Source organism: Pantoea sp. EKM101V (assembly GCF_011800325.1).
GTDB classification, from domain to species: Bacteria; Pseudomonadota; Gammaproteobacteria; order Enterobacterales; family Enterobacteriaceae; genus Pantoea; species Pantoea anthophila.
In genome coordinates this window covers 175,011-188,850 of record NZ_JAALFP010000006.1, presented here as the reverse complement: position 1 = coordinate 188,850, position 13,840 = coordinate 175,011, and the positions used below count along the sequence as shown (strand labels likewise).

The following is a 13,840-nucleotide window of genomic DNA, read 5'->3' as shown; positions in this document are numbered from 1 at the left end:
TCTGCCAGCGTCACCTCAACCGGCCGTTCGCTCTATTGTTAACTGATTGTTTACTCCTGCAAAAAGAGGGGCTGGCAGGTTTTAGCCGCTCTGAGAGGCCATTTACCAGCTATTTGCGTCAGACTCCCGGTATTTCCTCACGATAATTTTTATTTATCCTGCTCTGGCTGAACCGCAAACTCAGCCAGTATTGCCGATAATGAGCAGAAATGGCCTTCCGATTGTGTAATTGGCTTTTTTTCCGGTTTTTTTACGCTATTCCCGCAAATTGCTCAGCGGAAGGTGTGATTTTACATTAAACTCGTTTGTTACAAGCGGATACATTTGCATACAAGGAGACAGGCATGCATCACACCACCCCGTTGATCACTACCATTGTCGGAGCGCTGGTTCTGGCATTTCTCCTTGGGATGCTGGCGAATCGCCTGCGTATCTCCCCGCTGGTCGGTTACCTGATGGCCGGCGTGCTGGCCGGCCCCTTTACCCCCGGTTTCGTTGCCGATACCAATCTGGCCCCTGAACTGGCTGAACTCGGCGTTATCCTGCTGATGTTCGGTGTCGGCCTGCACTTCTCAATGAAAGATCTCATGTCGGTAAAGTCGATCGCCATTCCCGGTGCCATCGCGCAGATCGCCGTCGCGACCTTACTGGGAATGGGATTGTCCTGGACGCTGGGCTGGTCATGGATGACCGGCCTGGTCTTTGGCCTCTGCCTCTCTACCGCCAGTACCGTGGTGTTGCTGCGCGCGTTAGAGGAGCGACAGCTGATCGATAGCCAGCGCGGGCAGATTGCGATTGGCTGGCTGATTGTTGAAGATCTGGTGATGGTGCTGACGCTGGTGCTGCTGCCTGCAATTGCCGGCATGATGGAACAGGGCAACGCCAGCGCCGGTCTGCTGGCCTGGGATCTGCTGTGGACCATCGGCAAAGTGGCGGCCTTTATGGTGCTGATGATGGTCGTGGGACGCCGGGCTGTGCCCTGGATCCTCGCCCGCAGTGCGGCGACCGGTTCACGTGAACTCTTTACCCTGGCCGTGTTAGCCCTGGCGCTGGGTATCGCGTTTGGCGCGGTTGAATTTTTCGATGTCTCGTTTGCGCTGGGTGCGTTCTTCGCCGGTATGGTGCTCAACGAGTCCGAACTGAGCCACCGCGCGGCACGCGATACCCTGCCGCTGCGCGATGCCTTTGCGGTGCTGTTCTTCGTCTCGGTGGGGATGCTGTTTGACCCTTCCATTCTGGTAACGCAGCCGCTGGCCGTGCTGGGTGCGCTGGTGATTATTGTGGTCGGCAAGTCAGTCGCCGCCTGGCTGCTGGTGTCACTGCTCGGCCATTCGCGTCGCACGGCGCTGACCATTTCGGTCAGTCTGGCGCAGATCGGTGAGTTCGCCTTTATCCTGGCGGGTCTGGGTATCTCACTCGGCCTGCTCAGCGATGAGGGGCGCAACCTGGTGCTGGCTGCCGCTATTCTGTCGATTATGCTCAACCCGATTCTGTTTACCCTGCTGGAGCGTTTTCTGGCGAAAACCGAAACCATGGAAGAGCAGACGCTGGAAGAGGCCATCGAAGAAGAGAAGCAGATTCCGGTCGATTTCTGCAATCACGCGGTGATTGTTGGTTATGGCCGGGTGGGCAGCCTGATTGGTCAGAAGCTGCTGGAGGCGAATGTGCCACTGGTGGTGGTTGAAAACTCGCGTCCACGGGTCGAAGCGCTGCGCGAGCAGGGTATCAAAGCGGTGCTGGGCAACGCGGCCCGCGCTGAAACCATGGAACTGGCACGACTGGACTGCGCCCGCTGGCTGTTACTCACGATCCCGAATGGCTATGAGGCGGGTGAAGTGGTCACCGCCGCGCGTGAAAAACACCAGAACATTGAGATTATCGCCCGCGCCCACTACGACGATGAAGTGGAATACATCATGGAACGCGGTGCATCCCGCGTCGTGATGGGTGAGCGTGAGATCGCCAGCAGCATGCTGCAGATCCTGCAGGATGAGATGACGCAGGGCGAGGATTTACAGCCCTGTGATGTAGTGCGCTGATTGCTGTTCATAAAGGCCCTGCTGTTCAGGAGGGCCTTTTTTATATCCTGTCGCGACCCGCTTTACCGATCCCAGTAGGACTCTTCCAGGCTGTCCTCGCGTTCCGGCAGTCCGCGGGTTAAACGCGGCGAATGCTGGTTCAGCACCTGATAGCTGACACGGTTGGCGTACTTACACACCTGCGCCAGCGACGAGTAGGTCAGATAAGGACGCGCATGTTTACTGGAGTTGGGCACGTTCAGACTGTGATAGGTGTTGGCGGTAATATCATGCAGTAACGCCGCCAGCGCCCCATCCCCCGCGCCGTTGGTGTTCATGATCTTCTCCGGGCCGCCCATATAAGGCGCGATGTGCGAGAAGACACGCAGCGGCTGCTGGCAATCCTGCTGGCGCATCACCCGGCTGAACTCATACTGATTGAACTCCGCAATCGCGCCAGGCAGCAGCGGATGGTTGGTTTTGCGTTTGAACTCTTCCTCGGTGTACCCCGCCATATAGAGCCCGATTGGGCCAGCGGTACAGAGCACCAGATCCACCCACTCCAGCGCCATATCCGCGGCGAGAAGCGGATCGGACTCTCCGGTCAGCGCCAGCGCTTCTTCTTCATTCATCGCCACGATGCTGACATGGTCACGCAGGAAGTCACGCCAGAACTGAGGGTTGTCGCCAATCACATGTTTGGTGCCCAGCGTCAGCACCACCGGCACATGATGGCGTTTGGCATACTCAATCGCGCGCAGCGTTGCCTGCGGCATCGGCTCACCCTCGGCACAGCGCACCAGATAGGAGGTGAGAACCAGCGCCGAGGCCCCGGCAATTACGGCTTCCGGCACACTATCCGGATGAAGCTGATTCATCTGACCGGGGCTGATAGCAAAGGTGCGCTCGCCATGCTCGCCAATCAGCGTGAAGCAGCGACCGATCGCGCCATCCACCCCCTGAAGGAAGTTGAGATCTACCCGGCTTGAGGTGTTGCAGAGATAGCGATAGGCGTAGCCGCCAATCTGGATGTTGTTACACATCACGCCCAGCAGGACCGAGCGATCATCGGCCAGCACCGAAAAGTTATGCAGCGTGTTACCGATGGTGCCACCGGCAAACTGATGGGTGATGAGCCCGTCACGCATCAGCTCGCTGTACAGCGCTTCCGCGACAGCATTGTCGATGACCAGTGAGTGCCCGGCACTCAGGCCGTATCGTGACAGAAAAGCGTCATCGACTTTTGCTTCGATATCCACCAGCGTCTGGTCGATACCCACCACCCAGCTGCCCGCATCAACGTCGGTCTGAGTCGGCTGTAACAGGGGATCGCGTGCGCTGACGGGAAAGTAGTGTTTAGATTTGCGTTTGCCGGGAAATTTCATCGGGAGTGCCGTCTGGAAAAACAGGCGGAGAATGATATCACACTCTCCGCCTCTGCTTTAACGACGTGCGTTGACCAGTTGCACCATCATGTCGATGTGCGCGTCATCCGCGTTCAGTGCGGGAATGTACTCAAACTTTTCGCCGCCGGCGTGCATGAAGATTTCGCAGTTTTCACCACTGATCTCCTCCAGCGTCTCCAGACAGTCTGACGAGAAGCCCGGGCTCATCACCTGAACATGTTTAATCCCCTTCGCAGGCAGGCTTTCCATCGTTTTGTCGGTGTAGGGCATCAGCCAGGGCTCACGGCCAAAACGCGACTGGAAGGTCATCATGTACTGATCCTCACGCAGACCGAGCGCTTTCACCAGGGCCGCTGTGGTATCCGCGCAGCGCTGCGGATAGTCATCACCTTCGTTGGCAAAGCGCTGCGGAATGCCGTGGAAGGATAACACCAGCAGATCGGGCTGGCCGTGCCGCGCAAAGGATTGCTCGACAGAGGCTTTCAGCGCGGCGATATAGGCCGGATGCTCGGCGTAGTCGCGGATAAACTGCACCTCAGGCAATGAGCGATACGCTCTGAAGACGCTGGTCAGGCCATCCCACACCGCCGCCACGGTGGAGCAGGAGAATTGCGGATAGAGCGGCAGCACAATCAGGCGGGTCACGCCCTGCGCCATCAGCTTATCCACGGCGCTTTTCAGGCTGGGATTGCCGTAGCTCATACCCAGTTCAACCGGCATATCGACGCGGGCCGCCAGGGCGTCGCGCTGACGCTGGCTATAGACCAGCAACGGCGATCCCCCTTCCATCCAGACCGAAGCGTAGAGCTTCGATACACGCGGTGAGCGAAACGGCAGAATGACGGCATTGAGAACCGGCCACCAGAGCCAGCGCGGCGCATCGACCACGCGAGGATCGCTTAAAAACTGTTTCAGATAACGTTTAACAGCAGGTGTGGTAGGGGCGTCTGGCGTACCTAAATTAACCAGTAACACGCCGGGCTTATCTTGCCTCATTGGAGTTCCTTGATAACAACGGGGATGCGTGAAAACAGGGAAATTGTAGCGGAATTAGTAGGAGGTAAAAGCAATTACTGCAAAAGGGGCCGGTAATCCCGGCCCCGGTGAGCTTAGCCCAGAATCTTAGCCAGCTCAGCACTCACTTCGGACACCTTACGGGTGCCGTCGATTTTGTGATAGGCGGTGTTGCCCGCTTCCGCTTCTTTGCTGTAGTAAGCAATCAGCGGCGCGGTCATCTCATGGTATTCCACCAGACGCTTACGCACGGTCTCTTCCTGATCGTCTTTGCGCGTGGTGAGCTCTTCACCGGTCACATCATCTTTGCCTTCCACTTTCGGTGGATTGAAGGTGACGTGATAGACGCGGCCTGACGGCGCATGCACGCGACGACCTACGATACGTTCGACGATCAGTTCGTCCGGTACAGCGAACTCCAGCACGTGATCAACGGTGATCCCGGCTTCTTTCATTGCATCCGCCTGAGGAATGGTGCGCGGGAAACCGTCCAGCAGGAAACCGTTTTTGCAATCTTCCTGGGTGATACGCTCTTTAACCAGCGCAATCACCAGCTCATCGGTCACCAGTTTGCCAGCATCCATGATGGCTTTCGCCTGGTTGCCCAACTCGCTGCCTGCTTTCACTGCTGCACGCAACATGTCGCCAGTGGAGATTTGCGGAATGCCGTACTTCTCCATGATGAATTGGGCCTGAGTCCCCTTACCTGCGCCCGGAGCTCCGAGCAGAATAATACGCATTGCGTAAATCCCCTTGCGAATCGCATTGATCTATCTTGAAGGCGAAGAACATACCATTATGACCCGCTCATCACAAGGAAGGGCGCGGATCGCTCAGGGCTACTTTACTGGCTTTATGGCGCGAAACCAGACCCGGCTGGTCTGCCTGACGCTTTTTCAGATTTCATGCCGGTGCCGAGCAAAAACTGCAGCCGGCGGCTCAGATAATGGGTCATATTCACGCTTTTTTTACCGCTGCCGCGCACGTTGGCATTCAGCTGCAGCCGCGCCTGCTGTGGCCACTTCACCACGTCATCGGCGTCCGACAGCCTGGCGAACAGCGGTGCCGGGAGCGTAAAGCTGGCAAAGGGCAGACCGGGCTGATGGCTGGAGTTGAGCGACAGCGGCCCTGAAAGTGAAAGCGCATCGACGGTGGCGGCATTGTAAGGCCGCCACTGCGGATCGTTGAGGCGATGCAGCGCCTCGTCGATGGCGGGCAGCGTCAGCCCCTGTTCAAACAGACGCAGTTCACTGCGTACCAGGGTGCTGAAGTCGTGCGTTCTTAGCGCCACCAGCACCAGATCGCTGCAGATCTCCGCATGCCTATCCAGTCGGGTCACAAACAGACGGGCTTCGTCGATCAGTTTGTGATGCAGCACGCTGGCGAAGCTCTCGCTCGCTTCCGTCACGCCGTGGCGCTGGCACTCCCGCAGCGGGCGCACCCGACCATCCGGTAAGTCGACGTGCGGCACCAGCGTAATGTTACCGGCTATCAGGGGGATCGCGGGCAGAACGCTGAGTTCGGTAACAGGATAGTGTGAGGCGTAGCGGGTCTGATTGCGCGTCTGCTCCTGGCGCAGAAACAGCTGAGAGAGCAGCACCTGAGCCACATGCAGTGAGGGGGTAAAGAAGAGGTCAAACTGCTCAAGTTTATAATAACGTGACAGCGCCAGGCGCAACCGATGACGCGCCTCTTCAGACGTTTCAGAGGATAAAGGGCCGTTTGCCATGGCAGTCTCGCTTGAATAATAGTGTGGCGTGAACGCAGGTGAAGCCAGGCGGAATAGCTGTGGAAAATCACAGATAAAAGGATGAGTCAACCCGCCAGAATTTGGCCTGTAGAGTAGGCCAATGCGGCTGGACTTTAAAATGATATAAATTGACAATCCCTGTTAGATTTTTGCACAGGGGATAAGGATGAACGGACTGCCGCCACTGAGAGCGCTGCACTATTTCCACCAGGCAGCCCTGCACAGCAGCTTCAGCGTGGCGGCTGAACATCTGCACGTCACGCACAGTGCTATCAGCCATCAGATTCGCCAGCTGGAGAGCTGGATGGGCAAACCGCTGTTTGTCCGCACCAATGGCCGCGTAAAGCTGACGGCACATGGCGACCGGCTGCTGCTGAGCTGTCAGCAGGCATTCAGTGAATTACGCAGCAGCTGTGAAAATATCCGCACCGGTCTGCTTCAGCAGATTCGCATCTCCTGTGCCCCCAGTTTTTTATCGCAATGGCTGATCCCCCGCATCTCCAGCTTCTATCAGCGCTATCCGGAGATTGAGGTTCACTTTCAGCCGCTGGCTCAGGTTCCTCAACTGCGCAGCGAGCATGTGGATGTGCTGATCCTCAGCCATAGTGAATCACCTGAACCCGATATTGACGCGATGCTGGTGAGCGAGGATGAGATCGGACCGCTCTGCGCCCCGCATTTCGCTTCACAGTTGCGGGTGGGCGAAGATTTATCGGCAATGCCGTTGCTGCATGCGGATACCCGTCTCCACGCCTGGTCAGAGTGGGCCTCAAAGGCAGGGGTCAGTGGCCGCTTCAGCAGCGGTAAGCACTTTGAGACGCTGACGCTGGCTATTCAGGCGGCACGCAGTGGTCTGGGCGTGCTGATGGCGCCACGTCTGCTGGTTCGGCGGGAGCTGGAGGAGGGATCGCTGATCGCCCCACTCGGCTTTGTCCCGACCGATCGGGCAACATGGATGATGACGAAGCAGAGTCGCCGTGACGACAGCGAGATCACCCTGTTTCGGGACTGGCTGCGGGATGCCGCACAGCCATAAAAAAAGCCGGTGATGATCACCGGCTTGATGTTGTTGACTCTGCTCTGAACTGCCCTGCTCTACTCTGCTCGGCTCTGCTGTCAGATCGAGTTAGCACAGGGAACACGGTCAGATCGGAAAGACGCAAAAGCCGTCATCCCTGACACGCTCGACCCGCGCCATCCCTGGCGCGGGACGCTTTCCTCTTCTGACCGTGTCCCCTGCGCAGCGGGTGCAGGCGTTGCGGTCAGAATCATCCTGCTTTGGCTTTATCAGCCGACTGAGACCGGTGAAAATACCGGTCTGAGGGTTTAAGCCGTCAGCAGCTGATTCATGCGACGGATAAACTGGTTTGGATCGTCAAGGGTGCCGCGCTCAGCCAGCAGTGCCTGATCCAGCAGCAGCTCAACCCACTCACCGAAGCGTGCTTCATCCTGAGTATCGGCAACACGTTTCACCAGCGGGTGATCCGGGTTGATTTCGAACAGGTACTTCACTTCCGGTACCTCTTGTCCGGCCGCGGCAAACAGCTTCGCCATCTGCGTGGTCATCTCGTTGGCGTCGGTCGTGACAATGGCGGGTGTGTCGGTCAGACGGTGAGTCAGACGTACTTCTTTCACGCGCTCACCCAGCAGATTTTTCACCCGCTCAACAAATGGCTCCAGCGCTTTTTCCGCCTCTTTCTGCTCTTCGGTCTCTTCATCGGCCAGCTTGCTCAGCGACTCGTCCGCTTTGCTCACTGACTGGAAGGTTTTCCCGTCAAACTCGGTGAGGTAGCTCATCATCCATTCGTCGATGCGATCGGAGAGCAGCAGCACCTCAATGCCTTTTTTGCGGAACAGCTCCAGATGCGGGCTGCTCTTAGCGGCGGCATAGCTGTCAGCAGTGATGTAGTAAATCTTCTCCTGACCTTCCACCATGCGGCTGACGTAATCTTCCAGCGAAACGGTCTGTGCCGCGCCGTCGCTCTGGGTGGTCGCGAAACGCAGCAGCTTCGCGATCGCTTCCTGATTCGCGTGATCTTCTGCCGGGCCCTCTTTCAGCACCAGACCGAACTCTTTCCAGAAGGTCTGATACTTCTCACTGTCATCTTTCGCCAGTTTTTCCAGCATCTGCAGGGTACGTTTGGTCAGCGCACCGCGCAGGCTCTGCGTGACGCGGCTGTCCTGCAGGATCTCACGGGAGACGTTCAGCGGCAGATCGCTGGAGTCAATCAGGCCACGCACAAAGCGCAGGTAGTTCGGCATAAACTGCTCAGCGTCATCCATGATAAAGACGCGCTGTACATAGAGTTTCAGGCCATGCTTCTGATCGCGGTTCCACATATCGAACGGCGCACGCGCCGGAATGTAGAGCAGGCTGGTATATTCCTGCTTACCTTCCACCCGGTTGTGACTCCACGCGACCGGATCGCTGAAGTCGTGGGCGATGTGCTTGTAGAACTCGTTGTACTCTTCATCGCTGATATCAGATTTGTTGCGGGTCCACAGCGCCTGAGCTTTGTTGATCTTCTCCCAGTGCGTCGTGTCGCTCTCTTCATCTTTGCTTTCGATCTCAACCGGCAGCGCGATGTGATCGGAGTACTTGCTGATGATGTTGCGAACGCGCCAGACATCCAGGAACTCATCTTCGCCTTCACGCAGATGCAGGGTGATCTCGGTCCCGCGGTCGGCTTTCTCAATCTCCGCCAGGGTATATTCACCCTCGCCTGCTGACTCCCAGAAGACCCCTTCATCGGCTGAGGCGCCCGCGGCACGGGTGCGCACAGTCACTTTATCCGCCACGATAAAGGCGGAGTAGAAGCCCACACCAAACTGACCGATCAGCTGGCTGTCTTTCGCCTGGTCAGAACCCAGGGATTCGAGGAAAGATTTGGTGCCTGATTTGGCGATAGTCCCGAGGTTCTCAATCACCTCATCACGACGCATACCGATACCGTTGTCGCTCAGCGTCAGGGTACGGTTGTCCTTATCAACAGAGAGACGAACGTGCAGCTCGCCATCACCTTCATACAGGCTGGAATCTGACAGGGCGCGGAAGCGCAGTTTGTCTGCCGCATCCGAGGCGTTGGAGATCAGCTCACGCAGGAAAATCTCTTTGTTTGAATAGAGAGAATGGATCATCAGGTGCAGAAGTTGTTTTACTTCCGACTGAAAGCCACGGGTCTCTTGTCCTTTCATGGTCATTGCTACCTCAACAAAACAGGTTGAACAAACGTTGAGGTTGATGTGGGGATGACGGGGGGATTTTCAAGCCGGTGTCTGTCACAACACCGGCAAGTGATTAAAATTTAAACTTCTGGCGACCCGCCAGTGAATGGGAGAGCGTGGTGCCATCGACCATCTCCAGCTCACCGCCCACCGGCACGCCGTGCGCGATTCGGCTGGCGCTGACGCCATACTGGCCACAGAGCTCCGCGATATAGTTCGCGGTCGCCTCACCTTCCACCGTCGGGTTGGTGGCGAGGATCACTTCCTGCAGGGTTTCACTCTCCAGACGCTGCTCCAGACGATCCAGACCGATGTCGGCCGGACCGATCCCGTCGAGCGGCGAGAGATGGCCCATCAGGACAAAGTAGCGACCGCCAAACTGGCCGGTCTGCTCAATGGCGTGGATATCCGCCGGGCTTTCCACCACGCAAATCTGACCGTTCTGCTGACGCCGTGGGTTGGCGCAGATCGTGCAGATTTCCTGCTCGGTGAAGGTGCGGCAATCGGCACAGTGACCAATCTCCGACATCGCCCGGGTCAGCGCCTGTGCCAGCCGCATGCCCCCGCTGCGATCGCGCTGCAGCAGCTGAAACGCCATGCGCTGAGCCGACTTCGGCCCCACGCCGGGCAGACAGCGCAGCGACTCCATCAATGATTCAAGCAGTGGGCTGGTTTGCATCAGAATGGCATCTTAAAGCCTGGCGGCAGCTGCATGCCTGAAGAGACAGAAGCCATCTTCTCTTTCTGGGTTTCGTCAATGCGACGTGCGGCATCGTTGAACGCTGCGGCAACCAGATCTTCCAGCATGTCTTTATCATCTTCCAGCAGGCTGGGATCGATTTCCACGCGACGGCAGTTATGCGCGCCGTTAATGGTGACTTTTACCAGGCCAGCACCGGACTCACCGGTCACTTCAAGCGCGGCGATCTCTTCCTGAACTTTGGCCATTTTGTCCTGCATCTGCTGGGCCTGTTTCATCAGGTTGCCCAATCCGCCTTTACCACCAAACATAGTTTTCTCTCTCAGCTAAGGCTACAACGCTATCGTGACGATAGCAGCAGCGTGTTCAAACAGGTCGGATACTCTCCTCATCCAGATCGGCATCGAAAAATCGCTGTAGCGTCTGGATGTGGGTATCACAGGTGATCGACTGACGCGCCTGCGCCAGTTTCTCTTCGTAAATGGCCTGACGCCACTCCAGTGGCGTCAACACCGATGAATTATCGTCTTCAACTACCGAGAGTTCAACTCTCTGCCCGGCGTGCTGACTCAGCGCCTCGCTTAACACCTGCTGCGCCGACGCTGAATTAAGATGCCGCTGGCTGCTGCGCAGATGCAGGCAGACGCCGCTTTCGGTCACCTCTTTCCACGCGTTTAAGGCCAGCTGCTGAACCAGCTTCGGCAGCGGCAGGAGAGCGATTTCTGCGGCCCAGGGATCGCGCTGCTGCGCCTCTTCCGCCAGACGCGCCGCCAGCTCAGGGGTTTTCTCATGCTCCAGCGCAGAACGCAAGGCCTTTGGCGTCGCCACCGGCTCCGCCACTTCCTCCGTCTGATTTACCGCCTTCCAGCGGTACGCTTCCTCTTTTACCGGCGCGGCAGGCTCGCGATCGCGGATCCGCTGCTGACTGCGCTCGGTAACGGAAGCCAGCCGCTCCAGCGCGGAGTTGGCCGGCCGCGCACCTGGCGCCGCCGGCTCACTCTTTTTTGGTTTGTTCGCTCCCTGACGCAGCAACTGAGTGCGCGCCTGCAGGAGCTGGCTGGTGGAACTCGACAGCGCGCTGTCCGGTGCGGCATCGGGCGGCGGCGAACGCGGTGGCTCCGCGTCGGGTGCCGCCATCTGTGGCTGCGCGGCAACCGGCTGCGGGGTTACGGCTGGCTGCGGCTGTGGCTGTGCCGTCTGCGGCGGTGTCGCAGCGGCCGGTGACGGCGTGGCTGGTTGTCGGGCGGCTGGTGCCGCTGATGTCGATCCCGCAGCCGATCGCTGTGCCGGGGCTACTGGTGACATCTGCTCGGTTAATGCGGGACGCGCAATGGGTTCCGCCACCGCGGCTTTCGGATGAAACGCCAGTGCACGCAGCAGCGTCATCTCCACCCCCATGCGGCGGTCGGGCGCAATCGGCAGATCCTTGCGCCCCATCAGCAGGGTCTGATAGTAGAGCTGCAGATCGGCGGGCGGCACCACCCGGGCCAGTTCCCGCAAACGAAGCGCGCTGCTCTCGTCATCATCGTTGAGTGAGGCGGGCAGCAGTTGCACCATCGCAATCTGATGCAGCAGGCGCAGCATTTCTACCAGCAGCGCCTCCCACTCGACGCCGCGAGACGCCGCCTGACTCAGCAGGTTCATCACCTGCTGACCGTCACCCTCGACCAGCGCCTCCAGCAGCCCCAGCGGCTGCTCATCATCCAGCGTGCCAAGCATGACGCTGACCGTGCTGCTGGTCACCGCCCCCTGCCCCATGGCAATGGCCTGGTCAGTGAGGCTCAGCGCATCGCGCATACTGCCATCGGCAGCCCGTGCCAGGAGTTGCAGCGCACGGTTTTCACTCTCAATCTGCTCCTGCTTCAGGACATGCTCAAGCTGCTGACGGATTTGATCGACATCCAGCGCCTTGAGGTGAAACTGCAGACAGCGCGAGAGGATGGTCACCGGCAGTTTCTGCGGATCGGTCGTGGCCAGTAAAAACTTAACGTGTGAAGGCGGCTCTTCCAGCGTCTTTAACAGCGCATTGAAGCTGTGACGCGACAGCATGTGCACTTCATCGATCAGATAGACTTTGAAGCGGCCACGCGCCGGGGCGTATTGCACGTTGTCGAGCAGATCGCGGGTGTCTTCAACTTTGGTGCGTGATGCGGCGTCAATCTCGATCAGATCGACAAAGCGGCCCTGCTCGATTTCCCGGCAGTTGTCACACTGACCACAGGGGGTCGCGGTGATACCGGTTTCGCAGTTAAGGCCTTTGGCCAGCAGACGCGCAATGGTGGTTTTCCCGACGCCGCGGGTGCCGGAGAAGAGATAAGCATGATGGATGCGTCCCAGAGACAATCCATTCGCCAGCGCGGTCAGAACATGTTCCTGACCGACAACATCAGCAAAAGCCTGGGGACGCCATTTTCGCGCAAGTACCTGATAGCTCATGTGGATTCGACGAAGTTGGATGGAAAGATGAGCGCAGACGCTCTGCAACCCCTGTATAAGATTGCAGTAGTCTATCAGCTACGCTTTTGCCTGGCACTCGTTATCTTGACGCCAGGGGCGTGACGGCCTCGCGCGGGAGCAAGGCCGGAGGAGTGGCTTAGTGGCCGGGGAATTTAACCAGGCTGTAGCTCTCAACGCCCAGGGCAGTCAGACGCGATTCACCGGTCAGGTCGAACAGATTGATGATGAACGCCGCGTCTTTCACTTCACCGCCTGCACGACGAATCAGTTTCACTGTCGCTTCGATCGTGCCGCCGGTTGCCAGCAGGTCATCGACCACCAGCACCACGTCGCCAGGCTGAATGGCATCTTTGTGCAGTTCCAGCTGATCGGTGCCGTACTCCAGCTCATAGGCTTCGCTGTAGGTTTCACGAGGCAGTTTGCCCGGCTTACGCACCGGCACAAAACCGACGCCGAGGCCCAGCGCCACCGGTGCGCCAAACAGGAAACCGCGCGCTTCCGTGCCGACCACTTTGGTGATGCCTTTATTACGGTAACGCTCAACCAGCAGCGCAATCGACGCGGCATAGGCTTTGGGATCTTCCAGCAGGCTGGTGACATCGCGGAACAGGATGCCTGGCTTAGGATAATCGGGGATGCTTTTGATGCTGTTTTTAATGAATTCAAGCTGCTGCGCAGTGTCGGTCATGATGATACGCCTGGTAAAAAATTCTGTTTCGCGCAGCTTCAAAAGCGCTAATACCTGGTAAAAGGCTCAGCGGAAGTTAATTCACAAAGGGAAGCCACGCACGAAGACGCCCAAATCTAAGCAAATGACCGGCTAATTGCAACTTTATCCGGGTGGCGGCGGTGCGTCCGCTGTTTCTGCCACCACCGGAATCCGCCACATAAACAGCAGCAGTGCGGTCAGCATGATTAGCAGCATGACGCGAACCCAGACCTGGTGAACCAGAAACAGGGAGAGGCTAAAGGTCGCCACGATCAGACAGATGGCACGCACTTTGGCACCCGGCGGCATGGCGCGATGCTGCTGCCAGTGGCGCAGATAGCGGCCAAAAGGCGATTTCCACAGCAGCCAGTGATGAAAGCGCGGCGATGAGCGGGCGAAACACCAGGCTGCCAGCAGCATGAATGGCGTGGTAGGTAATAAAGGTAATACAATGCCCAGCGTTCCCAGCACAATGGCCAGCCAGCCGAGGGTTAATAACAGAATGCGTTGCATAAATGCCGCCCAGCTCTTTCTTCATCTGCTTACGTTAGCACAGTTGAG

Annotated in this window: 12 protein-coding genes and 1 other annotated feature; of the genes, 2 read left to right on the top strand and 10 right to left on the bottom strand. The window is 58.0% G+C overall.

Translation table 11 applies throughout. The features are described 5' to 3' along the window. Window positions 1-344 precede the first annotated feature (344 nt). Window positions 345-2,039, top strand: coding sequence for a YbaL family putative K(+) efflux transporter (gene ybaL, locus HFD92_RS11925; RefSeq protein ID WP_009091623.1), 1,695 nt, complete (start codon window positions 345-347; stop codon window positions 2,037-2,039). Window positions 2,040-2,101: 62 nt separating this feature from the next. Here the strand turns inward: ybaL and HFD92_RS11920 are convergent, their stop codons facing one another. From HFD92_RS11920 to HFD92_RS11905, 4 genes are all read right to left on the bottom strand, one after another. After that, window positions 2,102-3,403, bottom strand: coding sequence for an inosine/guanosine kinase (locus HFD92_RS11920; protein WP_167428987.1), 1,302 nt, complete (start codon window positions 3,401-3,403; stop codon window positions 2,102-2,104). Between the two features lie 57 nt (window positions 3,404-3,460). Further along, window positions 3,461-4,420: a ferrochelatase gene (gene hemH, locus HFD92_RS11915; protein WP_058956355.1), complete on the bottom strand. Its 960-nt coding sequence runs from the start codon at window positions 4,418-4,420 to the stop codon at window positions 3,461-3,463. Between the two features lie 113 nt (window positions 4,421-4,533). After that, window positions 4,534-5,178 (bottom strand): adenylate kinase, encoded by a 645-nt coding sequence (gene adk / locus HFD92_RS11910; protein WP_009091630.1) that lies wholly within the window; start codon window positions 5,176-5,178, stop codon window positions 4,534-4,536. Between the two features lie 113 nt (window positions 5,179-5,291). Further along, window positions 5,292-6,167, bottom strand: coding sequence for a DUF6024 family protein (locus HFD92_RS11905; RefSeq protein ID WP_167428986.1), 876 nt, complete (start codon window positions 6,165-6,167; stop codon window positions 5,292-5,294). 187 nt (window positions 6,168-6,354) lie between these two features. Between HFD92_RS11905 and HFD92_RS11900 the strand changes: the two genes are divergently transcribed. Further along, a complete protein-coding gene (locus HFD92_RS11900) occupies window positions 6,355-7,224 on the top strand; it encodes a LysR substrate-binding domain-containing protein (RefSeq protein WP_009091634.1) in 870 nt (289 codons plus the stop codon). Between the two features lie 290 nt (window positions 7,225-7,514). Here HFD92_RS11900 and htpG read toward each other — a convergent pair whose 3' ends face one another. The 6 genes from htpG to HFD92_RS11870 all read right to left on the bottom strand — a co-directional run bounded on the left by htpG (window position 7,515) and on the right by HFD92_RS11870 (window position 13,792). Next, on the bottom strand, window positions 7,515-9,389 hold the full coding sequence (gene htpG / locus HFD92_RS11895) for a molecular chaperone HtpG (RefSeq protein ID WP_033736390.1): 1,875 nt from the start codon (window positions 9,387-9,389) through the stop codon (window positions 7,515-7,517). Between the two features lie 97 nt (window positions 9,390-9,486). Continuing rightward, window positions 9,487-10,092 carry a recombination mediator RecR gene (gene recR, locus HFD92_RS11890; RefSeq protein ID WP_046101370.1) on the bottom strand — a complete coding sequence of 202 codons (606 nt, stop codon included), beginning with the start codon at window positions 10,090-10,092 and terminating at the stop codon, window positions 9,487-9,489. After that, complete coding sequence (locus HFD92_RS11885) at window positions 10,092-10,424, bottom strand: YbaB/EbfC family nucleoid-associated protein (RefSeq protein ID WP_009091641.1); 333 nt, start codon at window positions 10,422-10,424, stop codon at window positions 10,092-10,094. Before HFD92_RS11885 ends, recR begins: the two co-directional genes overlap by 1 nt. Window positions 10,425-10,479: 55 nt before the next feature. Further along, window positions 10,480-12,549 (bottom strand): DNA polymerase III subunit gamma/tau, encoded by a 2,070-nt coding sequence (dnaX, locus tag HFD92_RS11880; protein WP_111207338.1) that lies wholly within the window; start codon window positions 12,547-12,549, stop codon window positions 10,480-10,482. Next, window positions 11,077-11,138, bottom strand: a sequence feature (DnaX frameshifting element). It overlaps the preceding gene by 62 nt. Before the next feature lie 157 nt (window positions 12,550-12,706). Beyond that, window positions 12,707-13,258 (bottom strand): adenine phosphoribosyltransferase, encoded by a 552-nt coding sequence (apt, locus tag HFD92_RS11875; RefSeq protein WP_009091646.1) that lies wholly within the window; start codon window positions 13,256-13,258, stop codon window positions 12,707-12,709. Between the two features lie 144 nt (window positions 13,259-13,402). Beyond that, complete coding sequence (locus tag HFD92_RS11870) at window positions 13,403-13,792, bottom strand: DUF454 family protein (protein ID WP_167428985.1); 390 nt, start codon at window positions 13,790-13,792, stop codon at window positions 13,403-13,405. Window positions 13,793-13,840 lie beyond the last annotated feature (48 nt).